Source organism: Janthinobacterium tructae, assembly GCF_006517255.1.
In the GTDB taxonomy this organism is placed as follows: Bacteria; Pseudomonadota; Gammaproteobacteria; order Burkholderiales; family Burkholderiaceae_D; genus Janthinobacterium; species Janthinobacterium tructae.
This window is the reverse complement of the sequence record NZ_CP041185.1, coordinates 3,515,726-3,532,715: the sequence shown is the minus strand read 5'-3', so window position 1 is coordinate 3,532,715 and position 16,990 is coordinate 3,515,726. Positions and strand designations below refer to the sequence as shown.

Annotated in this window: 13 protein-coding genes; 4 read left to right on the top strand and 9 right to left on the bottom strand. The window is 62.2% G+C overall.

Annotated features, from left to right (window positions below):
* Positions 1 to 9 precede the first annotated feature (9 nt).
* Complete coding sequence (locus FJQ89_RS28075) at positions 10 to 162, top strand: hypothetical protein (protein WP_165829550.1); 153 nt, start codon at positions 10 to 12, stop codon at positions 160 to 162.
* A gap of 7 nt (positions 163 to 169) precedes the next feature.
* Here FJQ89_RS28075 and FJQ89_RS15440 read toward each other — a convergent pair whose 3' ends face one another.
* Positions 170 to 2,533, bottom strand: a complete 2,364-nt coding sequence (locus FJQ89_RS15440) for a DNA polymerase II (protein ID WP_141170818.1) — start codon at positions 2,531 to 2,533, stop codon at positions 170 to 172.
* Positions 2,534 to 2,666: 133 nt separating this feature from the next.
* On the opposite strand from FJQ89_RS15440, the gene FJQ89_RS15435 reads away from it, so the two are divergent.
* Positions 2,667 to 4,346: an AMP-binding protein gene (locus FJQ89_RS15435; protein WP_141170817.1), complete on the top strand. Its 1,680-nt coding sequence runs from the start codon at positions 2,667 to 2,669 to the stop codon at positions 4,344 to 4,346.
* Positions 4,347 to 4,423: 77 nt separating this feature from the next.
* Here FJQ89_RS15435 and FJQ89_RS15430 read toward each other — a convergent pair whose 3' ends face one another.
* The 8 genes from FJQ89_RS15430 to hutC all read right to left on the bottom strand — a co-directional run bounded on the left by FJQ89_RS15430 (position 4,424) and on the right by hutC (position 14,997).
* Positions 4,424 to 5,404: a choice-of-anchor A family protein gene (locus FJQ89_RS15430; RefSeq protein ID WP_141170816.1), complete on the bottom strand. Its 981-nt coding sequence runs from the start codon at positions 5,402 to 5,404 to the stop codon at positions 4,424 to 4,426.
* A gap of 196 nt (positions 5,405 to 5,600) precedes the next feature.
* The gene (locus FJQ89_RS15425; protein WP_141170815.1) at positions 5,601 to 7,325 is read right to left on the bottom strand and encodes an ArnT family glycosyltransferase; all 1,725 of its coding nucleotides are present in this window, start codon (positions 7,323 to 7,325) and stop codon (positions 5,601 to 5,603) included.
* Positions 7,326 to 7,477: 152 nt separating this feature from the next.
* Positions 7,478 to 7,747 carry a type B 50S ribosomal protein L31 gene (locus FJQ89_RS15420; RefSeq protein WP_010401544.1) on the bottom strand — a complete coding sequence of 90 codons (270 nt, stop codon included), beginning with the start codon at positions 7,745 to 7,747 and terminating at the stop codon, positions 7,478 to 7,480.
* Between the two features lie 293 nt (positions 7,748 to 8,040).
* On the bottom strand, positions 8,041 to 9,303 hold the full coding sequence (gene rho / locus FJQ89_RS15415) for a transcription termination factor Rho (protein WP_034746249.1): 1,263 nt from the start codon (positions 9,301 to 9,303) through the stop codon (positions 8,041 to 8,043).
* 156 nt (positions 9,304 to 9,459) lie between these two features.
* Positions 9,460 to 9,786, bottom strand: coding sequence for a thioredoxin TrxA (gene trxA / locus FJQ89_RS15410; RefSeq protein ID WP_071075390.1), 327 nt, complete (start codon positions 9,784 to 9,786; stop codon positions 9,460 to 9,462).
* Between the two features lie 302 nt (positions 9,787 to 10,088).
* Positions 10,089 to 10,547, bottom strand: coding sequence for a response regulator (locus tag FJQ89_RS15405; RefSeq protein WP_141170814.1), 459 nt, complete (start codon positions 10,545 to 10,547; stop codon positions 10,089 to 10,091).
* Positions 10,548 to 10,620: 73 nt separating this feature from the next.
* Positions 10,621 to 13,947, bottom strand: a complete 3,327-nt coding sequence (locus FJQ89_RS15400) for a PAS domain S-box protein (protein WP_141170813.1) — start codon at positions 13,945 to 13,947, stop codon at positions 10,621 to 10,623.
* A 330-nt stretch (positions 13,948 to 14,277) separates the two neighbouring features.
* The gene (gene hutC / locus FJQ89_RS15395; protein ID WP_141170812.1) at positions 14,278 to 14,997 is read right to left on the bottom strand and encodes a histidine utilization repressor; all 720 of its coding nucleotides are present in this window, start codon (positions 14,995 to 14,997) and stop codon (positions 14,278 to 14,280) included.
* A gap of 180 nt (positions 14,998 to 15,177) precedes the next feature.
* Here hutC and ada point away from each other — a divergent pair, with 180 nt between their 5' ends.
* Both ada and FJQ89_RS15385 read left to right on the top strand, forming a co-directional pair.
* Positions 15,178 to 16,233, top strand: a complete 1,056-nt coding sequence (ada, locus tag FJQ89_RS15390) for a bifunctional DNA-binding transcriptional regulator/O6-methylguanine-DNA methyltransferase Ada (RefSeq protein ID WP_141170811.1) — start codon at positions 15,178 to 15,180, stop codon at positions 16,231 to 16,233.
* Positions 16,230 to 16,919, top strand: a complete 690-nt coding sequence (locus tag FJQ89_RS15385; RefSeq protein WP_141170810.1) for a 2OG-Fe(II) oxygenase — start codon at positions 16,230 to 16,232, stop codon at positions 16,917 to 16,919. The genes ada and FJQ89_RS15385 overlap by 4 nt, the downstream gene beginning before the upstream one ends.
* Positions 16,920 to 16,990 lie beyond the last annotated feature (71 nt).

Below are 16,990 nucleotides of genomic sequence, written 5' to 3'. Positions count from 1 at the left end.
GGGAAAATCATGTTGCGAACGATTCTCGTCTGGAATGGCATCTTCTTCATGCAGCTCTTATTCTTTCGCCATGGCGTATTTTACGCTGCCCCGGCGCACAGCGCCTGCGGACTGGCCTGGCAGGCGCCGATATTACCTCAGCTTGGCCATGCCGGTCAGTAAAATTGACCTAAAACAAATCCTGCTGCCCCGACACGAGGCGCGAAAAGTCGTCGCCCAGGAAAGGCAGGATCGCATCGGCCACCGGCTGCAGCTGGCGCGTCAGGTAGTGATGGTAGTCGATGGGCGAGCGCTGCGTTTCCAGCGGTTCCGGCCCTGCCACCGTGATGACATAACTGATCCAGCCGCCGTTCTGGTATTGCAGCGGCCGGCCCTGCGCCAGATTGTAGGCGTCGGCCGTGCGCGCCGCGCGCACATGGGGCGGCACATTGCGCTGGTAATCGCCGAGGGGGCGGCGCAATCGCTTGCGGTAGACCAATAAAGCATCGCATTCGCCGCGCACGGTGCGCGCCACGTAGTCGCGCACATAGTCCTGGTAGGCGGCGCGCTGGAAGATGCGCCGGTATAACTCTTGCTGAAATTGCTGTGCCAGCGGTGTCCAGTCGCTGCGCACCGTTTCCAGGCCCTTGTAGACCATCTGTTCGCTGCCGTCCGGCTTGCCCACCAGGCCCGCATAGCGCTTCTTGCTGCCTTCTTCCGAGCCGCGGATGGTGGGCATCAGGAAACGCCGGTAATGCGTCTCGAATTCCAGCTCCAGCGCATTCTCCAGGCCGAATTCCTCGCGCAGATGCCGCTCCCACCAGGCGTTGACGTGCTTCACCAGGGCGCGGCCGATCTTGCCCGCCTCTTCATCCGTATGCGCCGTTTTCAGCCACACAAACGTGGAATCCGTGTCGCCATAGATCACTTGATACCCCTGTTCGGTAATCAGCTCACGCGTGCGGTGCATGATGTCGTGGCCGCGCAGGGTGATCGACGAGGCCAGGCGCGGATCGAAAAAACGGCAGCCACTCGACCCCAGCACGCCATAAAACGCATTCATGATGATTTTTAACGCTTGCGACAGCGGGGCGTTGCGCTCGCGCTTGGCCGTCTCGCGCCCTTGCCACACTTGTTCCACGATGGTGGGCAGGCAATGTTTCATACGCGAAAATTGCGCACCCCGGTAGCCGGGCACGGTATCGGCTTCGTCGCCGCTGGTGCCCACCACCAGTCCCACGGGATCGATCAGGAAGGTGCGGATGATGGACGGGTACAGGCTTTTGTAGTCGAGCACCAGCACGGAGTCGTACAGGCCCGACTGGGAATCCATGACGAAGCCGCCCGGGCTGTTGTCGCCCGAGATATCGCCCAGGTTGGGCGCCACATACCCCTGGCGGTGCATCAGCGGCAAGTACAAATGTTCGAAGGCGGCCACGGAGCCGCCGCTGCGGTCGGCCGCCAGGCCCGTCACGCTGGCCCGTTCCAGCAAAAACGTCAGCAACTCGGTTTTCGCGAAGATGCGCGTGACCAGTTCGCAATCCTTGAGGTTGTAGCGCGCCAGCGCCGGTTTATCCTCACGGAAACGCCGGTCGATCTCGGCCATGCGCTGGTAGGGATTGTCGATGGACTTGCCTTCGCCCAACAGCGTTTGCGCCACGTTTTCCAGGCTGAACGAGGAGAAATTCCACGTCGCCGATTTTAATGCTTCGATGCCGTCGATGATCAGGCGTCCCGCCGCCGCAGCAAAATAGTGTTCCTGCTTGCCGCCATGTTCGCGCCACTCCATCACGGCGCCGCCGCGTCCCAGCCGCAAGGGAATTTGATAGCGCTCGGCATGTTCCTTGAGCACGCGCAAGTCGAACTGCACCAGGTTCCAGCCGATGATGGCGTCGGGATCGTGCTCTTCCATCCAGGTGTTCAGGCGTTCGAGGATTTGTGCGCGCGTGTCACAGTATTCGAGGTCGAAGTCGAGGACTTCATCGCCACCGTTTGGCGGCCCCAGCATGTAGACCTGGCGCTGGCCGCAGCCTTCCAGGGCCAGCGAATACAGCTCGCCATGGGCCGTCGTCTCGATATCGAGCGATGCCAGTTTTAATGTGGGGCGGTAGCCAGGCGACGGCCTCAGCTGCACTTCCTGCCCTGTTTCTCCTTTGACGCTTACCGGCGCCGTAATGAAACGCTCCATCAGGTAGCGCTCGGGCGGGCGGATGTCGGCTTCGTACACGTCGACGCCGTGGGCGCGCAACTGCTTTTCCAGCTTCAGCAAATGCCGGTATTGCTTGCAATATAAGCCCAGCACGGGGCGCTGGTGAAAATCGCACAGCGACAGGGGCCGCAACTCGGCATGGCGCTCGCCGCGCAGGAACACTTCCGCCTGCTCGCGCTGCTCCATGGGAAGGAAGGCGACAGCCGTCTGCACGGGCAGGCGCACGTGGCGTGGCCCGGCGTCTGTTGCCAGCCAGAAATCGACTTCCGTGCCGGCGGGCGTGTCGCGCCAGTGGCGGGTCAAAATAAAGCCCTGTTCGGGCGGTTGCTGCGCGTTGCCTGTCATGGTGCAGTGAGTGTCTGGTGTGCTGGCCTGCACATTACAGCAAGCCGGTGCCGGGCGGGGGCGGTTGCGGCTATAATTTTCAGCATCGAAGACGATAACAAGAGCGCGTCGCGCCACACACCCTGGAGACAGCATGCAAGCAATGAGTTATGTACATGGCGCCCACGAGACGCCGTTGATCGGCGAAACGATAGGCGCTTACCTGGACGGCGTCGCCGCCCGCTACGGCCAGCACGATGCCCTGATCGTGGCGCACCAGAACGTGCGCTGGACGTATGCCGAATTCCAGCAGCGCGTGCACCGGCTGGCCGCCGGCTTGCTGAAGCTGGGCTTGCAGCCGGGCGACCGGATCGGCATCTGGTCGCAAAACTGTGCCGAATGGGTGCTGACCCAGTTTGCCACGGCGAAAGCCGGTTTGATCATGGTCAACATCAACCCCGCCTACCGGCGTTCGGAACTCGAATACGTGCTCGACAAGGTGCAATGCAGCGCGCTGATCCTGTCGCCCAGCTTCAAGTCCAGCGATTACCTGGCCATCGTGCAGGACGTGGTGCCGGAGATCGCCCGTTCGCGCGCGGGCGTCCTGCAATCGCCCCGCCTGCCGCAATTGCGCCACGTCATCCGCCTGGGCGCTGCCGCCACGCCAGGCATGCATAACTTCGATGCGGTGATGGACGGCATCACGGACGCCGACATGGCGCGCCTGGCCGAAGTGAGCGCTACCTTGCAGTTCGACGACGCCGTGAACATTCAGTTCACGTCCGGCACCACGGGCGCGCCGAAGGGCGCCACGCTGACGCACCACAATATCCTGAACAACGGTTTTTTCATCGGCGAGGCCATGCGCCTGACGGAACGCGACCGCTTGTGCATTCCCGTGCCCCTGTACCACTGTTTCGGCATGGTGCTGGGTAACCTGGCTTGCGTCACGCATGGCGCGGCCATGGTGTTCCCGGGCGAAGGTTTCGATCCGAAGGCGGTGCTGGAAACGGTGCAAGCCGAGCGCTGCACGGGACTGCATGGCGTGCCGACCATGTTCATCGCCATCCTCGATCATCCTGACTTCAAGCAATACGATCTGTCGAATTTACGCACCGGCATCATGGCCGGCTCGCCGTGCCCGATGGAAGTCATGGCGAGGGTTATCGAACTGATGCACATGGCGGAAATTACCATCGCGTATGGCATGACGGAAACGTCGCCCGTGAGCTTCCAGACGGCGATCGAAGACCCGCGCGAAATGCGCGTGTCGTCCATCGGCCGCGTCCATCCGCACCTGGAAGTGAAAATAGTCGATGCGGAAGGGCGGATCGTGCCGCGCGGCGAGAAGGGCGAATTGCTCACGCGCGGTTATTCCGTGATGCAGGGCTACTGGGGCGACCCTGAAAAAACAAATGAGGCCATCGACACGGCGCGCTGGATGCATACGGGCGACCTGGCCGTCATCGATGAGAACGGTTTTTGCAGCATCGTCGGCCGCTCGAAAGACATGGTCATCCGTGGCGGTGAAAACATCTATCCGCGCGAGGTGGAGGAATTCCTGTACCGCCACCCGAGCGTGCTCGACGTGCAATGCGTGGGCGTGCCGGACGCCAAGTATGGCGAAGAGTTATGCGCCTGCATCATTCTGCGGCCTGGCACGCAGGCCACCAGCGAGGATATCCGCGCCTTTTGCGACGGGCAGATCGCTTATTACAAGATTCCCCGCTATGTGCGCTTCGTCGAGGAATTTCCCATGACGGTGACGGGCAAGATCCAGAAATATTTGTTGCGCCAGCAAGTTGCCACGGATCTGGGGCTGAGTGCGGAGTAATCCGTTCGCCAGCACATAAAAAAACACCGGGGCGCTCGCGCGGCCCGGTGTTTTTTTTGATGGCTGCAGCGTGAAGCTCAGGCCAGTTGCGCTTGCGGTGCGCGCGCTGGCGTGCGGCGGCGCATGAAGGCCAGCAAGCCCAGGCCGGCCAGCAGCATGGCCCAGGTGCCTGGTTCCGGCACGGCCGAGACGTTGACCGTGTTAAAGCCGGAGCCGTTCATCGAGACGTGGCCATAATTGATCGAGCTGACCGATTTGGCGATCAGGGTGCCATTCATGTCGCCCGAACCCGAGAACGCGCTGTTCGGCGCCAGGATGCTGCCGTTGATACCGGCGCTCTGCAGGCTGGTGGTGGTGGCGTTGGCGAAGTTGAACAGCGTACGATCGGCGAAACTGGCGAAATTGTCGAAGCCGCCGCTCATGATGATCTCGGCGGCCGTGCCGTTGATGATGATGCTGGCCGTGCTTTTCAGCGAGGACAGGTTCAACGTCAGGTTATGCAGGTTCGACGCATCGATATTGAAAATATTCACGTCGGCGTTGACATTGCCTACCAGGGTCATGTTGCCGTCTTGCGAGATCACGGTACCGTTCGATTGCAGCTTGGCCACATCGCCCGACAGGGTGGTCAGTTGCTGCTGGGCAGCTGCAAAGTCCAGGGTGGAGGCATTGCCCTTGCTGAAGGTACCCGTTGGGTACCACGATGGCGCTGTCACGCTGCCGTTGGCATTGCTCACGCCGTAGACGGCTTTGCCGTTGATGCTGCCGCCGCCGATGTTCAGGTTGCTACCGGCAACCAGCGTGTTGGCGGCGCTGCCCGGCTTCTTGTTCGTGCCGACGCTGTAGCCGTCCAGGTAGATACTGCCGCCAGCGGCCAGGCTGCCGCCGACGCTGGTAAAGCCGCTGGCGTTGCTGCTGCCGATGTTGCCGAAGATGAAGGCCGAGTAGCCGTTGGCGACGCCGAGGTCAATCACGGTCGCCTGGGCCGAGGCGCTGCAGGAAAAAGCGAACACGGCGGCGCTGATGAGCGACAAGGTGCGTGAGGCAAAAAATGTCATAAATATTCTCTAGTAATAGGGACGGAAGGGCGGGAAAGCAAGTACACCGCCATCGCGCTGGCCAACATTATAATGTAAAAAGCAATTGTCGTTCATTTTAGCTAATTGACTATACTTAAAGGCAACATTTTATCTATGCTCGAGGCTGGCCTGGCGGGCAAGAAAAAACCGGGACATGCCCGGTTTTTTTCGTGTCTTACCTGACGCGCTGGTACAGGCGGAAGCGCTCCACATTGTCGGTGGGGCGGCGGCCCTCCCATAGCTTGATCCAGTCCGCGCCGTGATGCTCGGGCAGCTGTTCCTTGCTGTCAGGGACCTTGATGCTGTCTTGTAACAAGAACACATCGCATTGCTGCTGCTCCACGCTGGCAAACGGCAGGTGGCCGTAGTAGGCGAACGAGGCGCGCTGGGCGGCGCCAACGTTGCTGTTGATGCACTTGCTGCCTGGCGGCAGGTGGACGGAAATCTGGTGCGCCACGCTGGCGTAGCTCTTGCTGTAGTTCAGCGGCGGCAGGAACAAGGTCATGATCAGGACCCAGATCAGGATCAGGCCGCCGGACGACAGCACCACGGCGCGCCACAGCACGGCAGGCTGGCGCGAGATGCGCCAGTGTACCAGCGCGATCCAGCCGGCCGTGACGCCGGCGGCCACGAAGAAGGCCAGCAGTTCCAGCTCGGGCTTGAATCCCGGCACGAGTTTCAGTGCATTGTGGGCCTGTTGCGGCGGCCAGCCCGTCAGGATGGCGAACCAGAACAGCCACAGTACGAGGGCGCAGATGGTCAGCACCATCACGGAGAACCAGTCGATGGCGTTGATGGCACCCCGTTTCATGGTCAGCAGGCCAAACGCGGCCATCACGGCCAGCGGCGGCAGCAGGGGCAACAGCTGGCTCGGTTCGGGATCGGGGTGGCACAGGCCCAGGAGGGCCAGCATGGCGACAAAGGTCAGCGGCACGACGATGTGCAGCACGTGGTGCTGGCGGCGCCAGGCATACACGGCCCAGGCGGCGAATGGCCAGGCGGGCCAGAAGAACCAGATGCCGACACGCAAGAAATATTGCAGGCTTTTCAGGCTCGGGGCGCTTAACTGGCGGCCATTCCACTCTATCCATGCCTGCAGCGGCGAATGGCCGTATGGTTGCAGCAGTTCGCCCGGCAACAGCCAGACCAGGGTCAGTGCGATGGCCACGAGCACGGCCAGCGCCAGGTGGCGCACGCTGCGCAGCAGCGGCAGGCGCAGGAAGACGGTGCACAGCAGCAGGGCGATGCTCAGCGCCGCCGGCGTGATCCAGCCGCGCGTGAGGGTCAGGCCGCCCAGCGCCAGGCCCAGCAGGGCGGCATTGCGCATGGACGCACCTTCCACATAGCGCACGGCGCGGTACAGCATATAGGCCATCAGCGACACATGCAGCGCTTCGGCCGTGATGTCGTGGCTGTGCTGCAACAAGCCCAGGCAGCCCAGGTAGATCAGTACGGCGGCATCGGCCAGGGTGCGGCCGAAATCGTCCGGCTCCGGCTGGCCGCCGAAGGCCAGGCGCAGGGGCTGGGCGTCATTGCGGCGGCCCAGGTTGAAGGCGGTGTACCAGACGGACAGGGTGCTGACGACGAAGATGCCGATGGTCGACATGCGTGCGCCGAAGACGTCGCCGTCGATCCAGCCGAACAGTTTGATGAAAATGGCGCCCAGCCAGAAGGCCAGCGGGCCTTCCTCGGGCCAGGACAAGCCGGCCACGTTGGGCCACAGCCAGTCGTTCAGGCCGCCATGTGCCATGGTCCACATGATGCCGAAACTGGCGGCATCATCGTTCTTCCACGGTTCGCGGCCGATCAGGCCAGGCAGGATGTACAGCAGGCCAAGCGCAAACAAGGCCCATCGTGGCAGCGCGAGTGTGGCAGCGGCGGGAAGGCGGACTGGCTTCATCGATAATCGGTATTAGAATAGTGGCAAGAGGCGACGAATGGCGTCGGGTATGCGCGAGTATAAAGTAAAGCGGCCAAAGACAAAAAAGGCAGCCGTGGCTGCCTTTTCTCTGGGAGCCGAAGCTGCCCTTTTTTGCCGCCAAGCGGCAAAAATCAGCCTGCTGCGACTGCGGTTTTCGAACCAACGGTACCGAACTTCTGACGGAACTTCTCGACGCGACCAGCGGTATCGACGATTTTGTGCTTGCCCGTGAAGAATGGGTGCGATTCAGCCGAAACCTCGATCTTCACCAGTGGGTATTCTTTACCGTCGTGGGTGATTTTTTCGCGGGTTTGGATGGTCGAGCGGGTAACGAATTTGAAATCGCACGACAGATCGTGGAAAACAACTTCGCGGTATTCTGGATGGGTATCGACTTTCATGGGATTCTCTCTAAGTAGGTAGCCAAACAGCACTTCGTCGGTCGTCTTGCTTCTTGACCCGATTGCCGATCACTTGCCAGGGTTTAAAATAATGCAACCGTCGATTATATAGCGCTTTCTGGGCGCAGGCAATAAAAAAGCCGCTCATTGAGCGGCTTGGGCCGGTAGTACATTGATATGTGCCACCGAGGGGAGGGAAACCGTAGCGAGCAGGCCCGATATACGGCCGAGTAGCGCAGCTGTACGAAGGTACAGCGAGCAACACAGGCCGTAGAGCGGGACGCGCAGTAGGTTTACCCCCCTCGGCGCATCATGTCGAAGAACTCGGCGTTGTTTTTGGTCGCCTTCATCTTGTCCAGAATGAACTCCATCGCCTCGATCTCGTCCATCGAGTACAGCAACTTGCGCAGGATCCAGATTTTTTGCAGTTCGTTCGGCTTGATCAGCAGTTCTTCGCGGCGGGTACCCGATTTGTTCAGGTTAATTGCCGGATAGACGCGTTTTTCAGCCAGACGGCGTTCCAGATGCACTTCCATATTGCCGGTACCCTTGAATTCTTCAAAGATCACGTCATCCATGCGCGAACCCGTTTCGATCAGCGCCGTGGCGATGATGGTCAGCGAGCCGCCTTCTTCGATATTGCGCGCGGCGCCAAAGAAGCGTTTTGGACGTTGCAGCGCGTTGGCGTCGACACCACCGGTCAGGACCTTGCCCGAGGCAGGGATGACGGTGTTGTAGGCACGGGCCAGACGGGTGATCGAGTCGAGCAGGATGACCACGTCTTTTTTCATTTCGACCAGACGCTTGGCTTTTTCCAGCACCATCTCGGCTACTTGCACGTGGCGCGTGGCCGGCTCGTCGAAGGTCGAGGCGACGACTTCGCCGCGCACGGAGCGTTGCATTTCGGTCACTTCTTCCGGACGTTCGTCGATCAGCAGCACGATCAGCGTGATATCCGGGTGATTGGCCGTGATCGCATGCGCGATGTGCTGCAGGATCACCGATTTGCCGGACTTCGGCGATGCCACCAGCAAGCCGCGCTGGCCTTTGCCGATCGGGGCGATCAGGTCGATGATACGGCCGGTGATGTTTTCCTGGCCATTCATTTCACGTTCCAGGCGCAGCGGCTCGTTCGGGTGCAGCGGCGTCAGGTTTTCAAACAGGATGCGGTGTTTCGACATCTCCGGCGATTCGCCGTTGACCTTGTCGACTTTGACCAATGCGAAATAGCGTTCGCCATCTTTCGGGGTCCGTACCTCGCCCTCGATCGAATCGCCGGTGTGCAGATTGAAGCGGCGGATTTGCGAGGGGGAGATGTAAATGTCGTCGGTGGACGCCATGTAGCTGGCGTCAGGCGAGCGCAGGAAGCCGAAGCCGTCTGGCAGCACTTCCAGGGCGCCGTCGCCAAAAATCTGTTCGCCGGACTTGGCGCGTTTTTTCAGGATAGCGAACATCAGCTCCTGTTTGCGCAAGCGGGCTGCGTTGTCAATGTCAAGACCGATCGCCATCTCAAGCAGGGCGGATACGTGTAGGGCCTTTAGTTCGGATAAATGCATATGTGTTGAGTGTCCCGAGACGGGATGTAAAGGTAGGGGAGGGGACTGCGTGGCGTTGATTAATTATTGGGGGAGGCTGTGCACGAATGATGGCAAAGCCGCTTCCCGGTGGTTCCAGTCAGGCGGCGCTGCGGGCGCAGCGCTGCCTATCATACATTAAATGTTGCTGTCGACGAAAGCGGTCAACTGGCCCTTGGCCATGGCGCCCACTTTTTGCGCAGCAGCGACACCATCCTTGAACAGGATCAGGGTCGGGATGCCGCGGATGCCGAACTTGGCAGGCACCGCCTGGTTGGCGTCCACGTCCATCTTGGCGATCACGATGCGGCCGGCGTATTCCTTGGCCACTTCTTCCAGGATCGGGGCGATGGCCTTGCAGGGACCGCACCACTCAGCCCAGAAGTCCACCAGGACGGGCAAGTCGGATTTCAGGACGTCTGCTTCAAAAGATGCATCGCTAATGTGTTTGATATTTTCGCTCATATTTTCCTCAAATGAGGGTGGGATCAATAATGCCTGGGATTAACCATACGCTGGTTCGCCATCCATGCTTCCTGGAATGCAGCTAGCAGATGGGGGCAATGGGCACAAATTCAATATTCTTGGATGGTGCGACCAGAGGTATGCAGGCGGGGATGGCTGAAATAATAACCCATTTTTTCAAAGCGTGGCGATTATTGCAGAAAAACTTGAGGCATATCGCCACCGCGCGTGCCGGCAGGGCGGCAAAGCCGCATGCCTGCTGGCCCGCAGCGCCATGCCCGCCCTCCGGTTCTCCTCCGCGCTCAGGCCTGTACGCTGGCCAGGCGGGCCGTATGCTGCAGTTGCAAGTTCACCATGAGCTGCAATTCCGCGCTTTCCATCGGCTTGCGGAAGGTGCCTAATATATGCAGGCCATTGGCCACGGCCAGGCGTTCGGCTGCCAGGCGCACGGCCGAATGCAGGCCCGACAGCAACACTACGCCGCCGCGGAAGCCATTGTCAGCCGCCATGCGCAGAAATTCGATGCCGTCGATGTCGGGCATGGACAGGTCGCAGATCAGCAGGTCGGGCTGGTGCTGCTTCAGGGCCGACAGCGCCTGTTCGCTGTGCGACTCGCAGCGGATGTCGAATGGGCCCATTTGTTCGAGCATGTCGCTGAGCACGTCGAGCATGAAGACATCATCGTCCAGCAGCAGCACGCGCAACGGCGCCAGACCTGCTTCATTGTGTTCCCGGCTTGCTTGGTTTGATACAGTATTCATCGTCCTGTCTTTCTATTGATATGCTGCATCGTTGTCGATGCCGATACCTTGCCGTAAGGTGATTTGGCGGTAGCTAATCGTCATTGGCAAAGCTGGTGTTATTCATGATTTGTTCGGTAATCAGTTCCAGCAGGGGCCACAGGCGCGCCACGATGCGTTGTGCCCGCTCAGCCTCGTCGGCCGGTTCGCCCGGCGCCAGGGTTTCCAGGTTGTGGCACAGTTCTGCCAGCCCCAGGGCCCCCACGGTGCGCGCCGACGACTTGATGCGGTGCCCCAGTTCGCGTACCTGGCGCACGTCACCGCGCGCCAGGGCCGCATCGATGTCGCCAAAGCCATCCTGCGTCGTCTGCAGGAACTTGAAGGCAAATTTGCGCACTTTTTCCGGGTTGTAACCCAGCAACTTGGCCAGGATGGACAGGTCGATCACTTGCGGGTCGCCGGCCAGGGTGGTCTTGAAGGCGGGCGCGGCGCGGCTGCGCGCGGGCGGCGGCGGCGGTGTCTCGCGCGCCGGCAGCCAGCTGGCGATGGTCTGGTACATCATGGCCGGCTGGATCGGTTTGGAAATGAAATCGTCCATGCCCGCCTCCAGGCAGCGCACGCGGTCTTCACTGGTGGCCGTGGCCGTCATGGCCAGCACGCGCAGATGCGCCAGCTGCGGGTCGGCGCGGATGTGGCGCGTCGCTTGCAAGCCATCCATCAACGGCATCTGCACGTCCATCAGCACGCAGTCGAACTGCGTCTGGCGCAGCAGGTCAAGCGCCTCTTCGCCATTGTTGGCCAGGCAGACGGAGGCGCCCGCTTCTTCCAGCAATTCCAGCGCCACTTGCTGGTTGAAGGTGTTGTCTTCCACCAGCAGGATGCGCGCATGCTTGAGCGTGCGCAAGACCAGGGCGGCGTCGGCGCTGGCGCGCATGGCCGCTGCCGTCTGCGCCATGCTGTCGAGCATGGCTGGCGCCGCCTGGTCGGAAATGCCCAGATTGGCCGTGAACCAGAACGTGCTGCCGGCGCCGGGGCGGCTGTCGACGCCCACGTCGCCACCCATCAGCTGGGCCAGCTGCTTGCAGATGGCCAGGCCCAGGCCCGTGCCGCCATATTCGCGCGTGGTGGAGGTGTCGGCTTGCTGGAAGGACTGGAACAGCTTGCTCATTTCATCCTGCGACAGGCCGATGCCGTGGTCGCATACTTCGAAGCGTACCAGGCAGTGCCTGGCGTCCGCCACCACCTTGCGCACTTTCACGGTAATGCTGCCCTGTTCGCTGAACTTGATGGCGTTATTGGCGTAGTTGATCAGTACTTGCCCCAGGCGCAGCGGGTCGCCCACCAGCACGGCCGGCAATTGCGGGTCGATCTCGAACAGCAGTTCCAGGTTCTTGCTGGCGGCGCGCGGTGCCACCACCGTCATCAGGGTTTGCACCACGTGGTCGAAACTGAAGTTGACGCGCTCGATTTCCAGCTTGCCCGCCTCGATTTTCGAGATGTCGAGGATATCGTCGATGATGCCCAGCAAATGCTCGCCGGCGAAGCGGATTTTTTCCAGGTAATCGCGCTGGCGCGGTTCCAGGTCTGTTTTGAGGGCCAGATACGCCATGCCGATCACGCCATTCATCGGCGTGCGGATTTCATGGCTCATGTTGGCCAGAAATTGGCCCTTCGCCAGGCTGGCCTCTTCGGCCACCTGCTTGGCCTGGTCCAGCTGCTCCGTGCGCTGCGCCACGCGCTCTTCCAAGTGTTCATTGAGTTCGCGCAAGGCGCTCTCGCTGCGCTTGTGATACGTGATGTCCGTCAGGCTGGCCACCACCATGCCCACCTTGCCGTATTCATCGCGGATGGCCTCGGTATTTACGGACAGCCACGACAGGCTGCCGTCAGGCTGCTGCACGCCCATCAGCACGTCGCGCATGGCGACACCCGTCGACAGCGTGATGTGCACGGGATGGCTGCGCTGGTCGAAGGCGGAACCGTCTTCGTGGATGGCTTGCCACAGGCTATTGCCGGCCGGACTGGCCGCCAGCATGCGCTCGGCGGCGGCGTTGCTTTCCAAAATGTGGCCGTGGCTGTCCTGCACCACCAGGCCATTCGTCACGGCGCCGAACACGGAGGCCATGCGCTGGCTGGAATTGGACAGCGCGATCGACGCCTGGCGCCGTTCCGTGATGTCGGTAATCATCGCCAGCGTGCCGCCCGGCTCGCCATTGTCCGATTGAATACTGGTGCTCGACAGCAAGCCCCACAGGCTGGACAAGTCCTTGCGGAAGAAGCGGAAGTCGACCTGGTCCGGCTGGCTGGCGAAGCTGCCGTGGCTGGCCAGGCGCCGCTGCATCAGCAACTGGCTGTCGCGATCCATGAAGTCGAGCATGGGACGACCCAGCATTTCCTGCACCGTATAGCCCAGCATGTGCGCCATCTTCGGGTTGACGAAGGTGGTTTTGCCGTCCGCATCCGTCATCCAGATGCCTTCGGCCGCCGTTTGCACGATCAGGCGGTAGCGTTCCGAACTGGCGTGCAAGGCTTCTTCGGCGCGCTGGCGCTGCGTCATGTCGCGCAGCGAAACGATGGAAAACACTTGCCCGGCCATGCTCAGCGGCGACAGGCTGACCTTGGCGGGGAAGTGCGTGCCGTCGCGGCGGCGCGCCATCATCACCCGGCCCGGCAGGCTGTGCCGCGCTTGCGGGTCGCTCACGGAGTGGTTGGCCGTGCTTTCTGGCACCAGTTGTTCCAGTGACATGCCCGTCAATTCGGCCAGCGGATAGCCGAAACAGCGCGCGCCGATCTGATTCGCGTAATGCACCTTGCCCTCGACGTCGGCTACCAGCATGGCTTCGGGCGCCGCTTCCAGCATCGAACGCATGCGTGATTGCTCGTCCTGCTTGCGTTCGCTGATATCGCAGACGATGCCGCTGGCGTGGGTGGCGGCCCCGTCCGAGGCACGTGCCAGCACGGCGCCGCGCGCCAGCAGCCAGCGCCAGTGGCCGTCGCTGTGGCGCAAACGGAATTCGCAATTGAAGGTGCCGTGCGCCTGGCCATCCAGATGTTGTCGAAATGCAAGACTCAGGCGCGCGCGGTCGTCGCGGTGCACTTCGGCCAGCCAGTCGGCCAGTGTATGGTCGAGCCTGGCACTCTTGTCGCCCAGCACGTCCTGGTACTGGGGCGCAAACTGCAAGCGGTCGGACTGGCGCCGCCAGGTCCAGCCAGTCAGGGCCGCGCCGCGCAAGGCTTGCCCCGCATCCTGTTCGCTCAGGGCATGTGCGGGCAGGAGCCGGTGGCGCAGTTGTTGCCGCAGCCGCCAGGCATGCCAGCAAGCCAGTCCCGCCAGGGCGGTGGCGCTGGCGGTAGCGTACGGCCACAGCAGTGTCGGCGCCATGCCGTGTACCGCCGCCTGCACCGGCAGCGAGAATGCCATGCCTGCAGCCAGTATCATGCGAGCGAGCCGACGCAGCGCAGGGCGCCGTCGGCGCGGTGCGCTGAAACTCGTGTGGCTGCAATACGACAAGTGCATCCCTTTCTGGGGCATGATTGAACTGGGCTGACAGGGCATGATGCGCGCCCAAATAAACGCCTGCGGCGCTTTCTGGCGGCAACTATAGCATCGAATATTTAGTCGCAGTAGTTAAGTTCAGAAACGGCCAAAACGGGATTTTTTTTGCCCCGGAATGGCTGTTTTTTTTGCGATTTGGTGAGAATTCGTGAGAAAGTTGGCGCGAAATCGTGCTATTCAATTGCGGCGATAGCCTTAGGCGAAGCTTCCGGCGAACTGATAGCGGTGTCCCGGATGCCACATGGTGGCGATCGAGGCGATCTTGCCGCCCGAGCGCGTCTGGCGGCGCAGCACCAGGCATGGCTGTTTGGTGTCGATGGCCAGCATTTCGGCGATGTCGCGCGGCGCCGACAGCGCTTCGATGCTGTAGGTGGCGCCTTGCAGGGGCGCGGCGGCCATCAGGTATTCGTTCGGCGTGATGCTGGAAAAATCCTGCGTCATGTAGTCGGGCGCGCACTCGGGGTTGACCCAGCGGTCTTCCACCTGGATCGGCACGCCGTTTTCAAAATGCACGATCAGCGAATGAAACAGCGGGTGTTCCGGCGGCAAGCCGAAGTGCTTGGCCAGCAAATCCGAGGCCTTGGTGCGCTCGAGTAATTGCAAGCTGCTGCGGTGGATATGCCCGCGCGCGCGCACTTCATCGGCGATATTTTTGATTTCCAACAAGGTCGCCTGGTATTTTTGCTGCGCCACATAGGTGCCGGAACCCTGGCGCCGCGTCAGGATTTGTTCGCTGGTCAGTTCGCGCACGGCGCGGTTGACCGTCATGCGCGAGACGCCGAATTGTTTTACCAGGGCTTGTTCGGAGGGAATCACGTCGCCTTCCTTCCAGCGTCCGGCGGCGATGCCCGCCAGCAGAAAATCCTTGATGCGCTGGAAAATGGGCGTATTTTCCTGGGTAGTATGATCGTCCAATGCGGTTTCTCCGGGGCGCGGGCAGGGCGCGCCGCCGGCTGGAGGCGCGATGGCCGATTTTAGCACCGAGCACGCTGCCCGCCGCCAGCCTTTTTTGAATTCAAAAGCAAGCGCCGGAGTGTGGCGCCGGCCAGCGCTGGCTATGCTGGCTACTTGCCAATGACAAGCACGGAGTCCGACATGGATCACTCTTACACCACCGATGATGAGCGCTGGGATGCCCTGCAACGGCGCGCGCCCGACGCCGACGGCGTCTTTTATTACTCGGTGCGCACGACGGGCGTGTATTGCCGTCCTTCCTGCGCCGCGCGCCCCGCCTTGCGCCGCAACGTGGCTTTCCACGCCAGCTGCGAGCAGGCGGAGGCGGCCGGCTTTCGCCCCTGCCTGCGCTGCAAACCGAACTTGCCGCCGCTGGCCCAGCGCCAGGCGGCCATGGTGGCCGACATCTGCCGTTTGATCGACGCCAGCGACGAGCTGCCTGACCTGGACAGCCTTGCCAGTGCCGCCGGCATGAGCCGCTTTCACTTTCACCGCGTCTTCAAGGCGCACACGGGCATCACGCCGAAAGCGTACGCGGCGGCGCGGCGCGGCGAGCGCCTGAAGGCCGGCTTGCAGGGCGCGGCGAACGTCACGGAAACGTTATATGCGGCCGGCTTCAATTCCAGCGGCCGCCTGTACGCCGCCACGCCGGGCTTGCTGGGCATGACGCCGGGCGCGTTTCGCGCTGGCGGCAGCGGCGCCGTGATCCGCTTCGCCATCGGCGCCTGTTCGCTGGGCGCCATCCTGGTGGCCAGCACGGACAAGGGCATTTGCGCCATTTTGATCGATGACGACCCGGAAGTGCTGCTGCGCGACTTGCAGGACCGCTTTCCGCAGGCCGAGCTGCGCGGCGCGGAAGCGGACTATGAACAGACGGTGGCGCAGGTGGTCGGCCTGGTCGAAGCGCCCGCTATCGGTCTGGACTTGCCGCTCGACGTGCGCGGCACCGTGTTCCAGCAGCGCGTGTGGCAAGCCTTGCGCGACATTCCCGCCGGCAGCACCGTCAGCTATGCCGAGCTGGCGCGGCGCATCGGCGCCCCGCACGGCGCGCGGGCCGTGGCGGGCGCCTGCGCGGCGAATGCGCTGGCCGTCGCCATCCCCTGCCACCGGGTGGTGCGCAACGATGGCGCCTTGTCCGGCTACCGCTGGGGCGTGGAACGCAAGCAGGCGCTGCTCGAGCGCGAGGGCGAGCGGTGAGGGCGCTGGACTGGCGTCAGATCGAGGATGCGCTCAATGCCCATGGCTGCGCCGTCGTGCCCGGCTTGCTCGATGCGACCGCCTGCGCCGCGCTGGCGGCGCAGTACGACGAGGCGTCGCATTTTCGCAGCCGTGTGGTGATGCAGCGCCACGGCTTTGGCCAGGGCGAGTATCAGTATTGGGCGTATCCGCTGCCGGATGTGGTGGCCGCCTTGCGCGACCAGTTGTACGGGCCCCTGGCGGAGATCGCCAACCGCTGGCATGCCAGCATGGGCCTGGAGACGCGCTTTCCGCCCAGTCACGCCGATTTCCTGGCGCGCTGCCATGCGGCCGGGCAGACGCGGCCCACGCCCTTGCTCTTGCGCTACCGCGAAGGCGATTACAACTGCCTGCACCAGGACCTGTATGGCGAGCACGTGTTTCCGCTGCAACTCGCCGTGCTGCTGTCGCGCCCGCAGGACGATTTCACGGGCGGCGAGTTCGTGCTGACGGAGCAGCGCCCGCGCATGCAGTCGCGCGCCGAGGTCGTGCCGCTGGCGCAGGGCGACGCCGTGCTCTTTCCCGTGGCGCAGCGCCCCGTCAACGGCACGCGCGGCAGTTACCGCGTCAACATGCGCCATGGCGTGTCGCGTCTGCGGGCGGGCGTGCGCCACACCCTGGGCATCATTTTTCACGATGCGAGCTGAACGGTAGCTGCGGCGCTTGAGTTTCCGGGATTACATGGCATGATGGCTATTCTTGCCACTCTTTCATTTCT

What these genes read in the sequence shown, in the direction of transcription:
- FJQ89_RS28075 (WP_165829550.1), top strand. Translation starts at nt 10, where the DNA reads ATGTTGCGAACGATTCTCGTCTGGAATGGCATCTTCTTCATGCAGCTC.
- FJQ89_RS15440 (WP_141170818.1), bottom strand. Translation starts at nt 2,533, where the DNA reads ATGACAGGCAACGCGCAGCAACCGCCCGAACAGGGCTTTATTTTGACC.
- FJQ89_RS15435 (WP_141170817.1), top strand. Translation starts at nt 2,667, where the DNA reads ATGCAAGCAATGAGTTATGTACATGGCGCCCACGAGACGCCGTTGATC.
- FJQ89_RS15430 (WP_141170816.1), bottom strand. Translation starts at nt 5,404, where the DNA reads ATGACATTTTTTGCCTCACGCACCTTGTCGCTCATCAGCGCCGCCGTG.
- FJQ89_RS15425 (WP_141170815.1), bottom strand. Translation starts at nt 7,325, where the DNA reads ATGAAGCCAGTCCGCCTTCCCGCCGCTGCCACACTCGCGCTGCCACGA.
- FJQ89_RS15420 (WP_010401544.1), bottom strand. Translation starts at nt 7,747, where the DNA reads ATGAAAGTCGATACCCATCCAGAATACCGCGAAGTTGTTTTCCACGAT.
- rho (WP_034746249.1), bottom strand. Translation starts at nt 9,303, where the DNA reads ATGCATTTATCCGAACTAAAGGCCCTACACGTATCCGCCCTGCTTGAG.
- trxA (WP_071075390.1), bottom strand. Translation starts at nt 9,786, where the DNA reads ATGAGCGAAAATATCAAACACATTAGCGATGCATCTTTTGAAGCAGAC.
- FJQ89_RS15405 (WP_141170814.1), bottom strand. Translation starts at nt 10,547, where the DNA reads ATGAATACTGTATCAAACCAAGCAAGCCGGGAACACAATGAAGCAGGT.
- FJQ89_RS15400 (WP_141170813.1), bottom strand. Translation starts at nt 13,947, where the DNA reads ATGGCATTCTCGCTGCCGGTGCAGGCGGCGGTACACGGCATGGCGCCG.
- ada (WP_141170811.1), top strand. Translation starts at nt 15,178, where the DNA reads ATGGATCACTCTTACACCACCGATGATGAGCGCTGGGATGCCCTGCAA.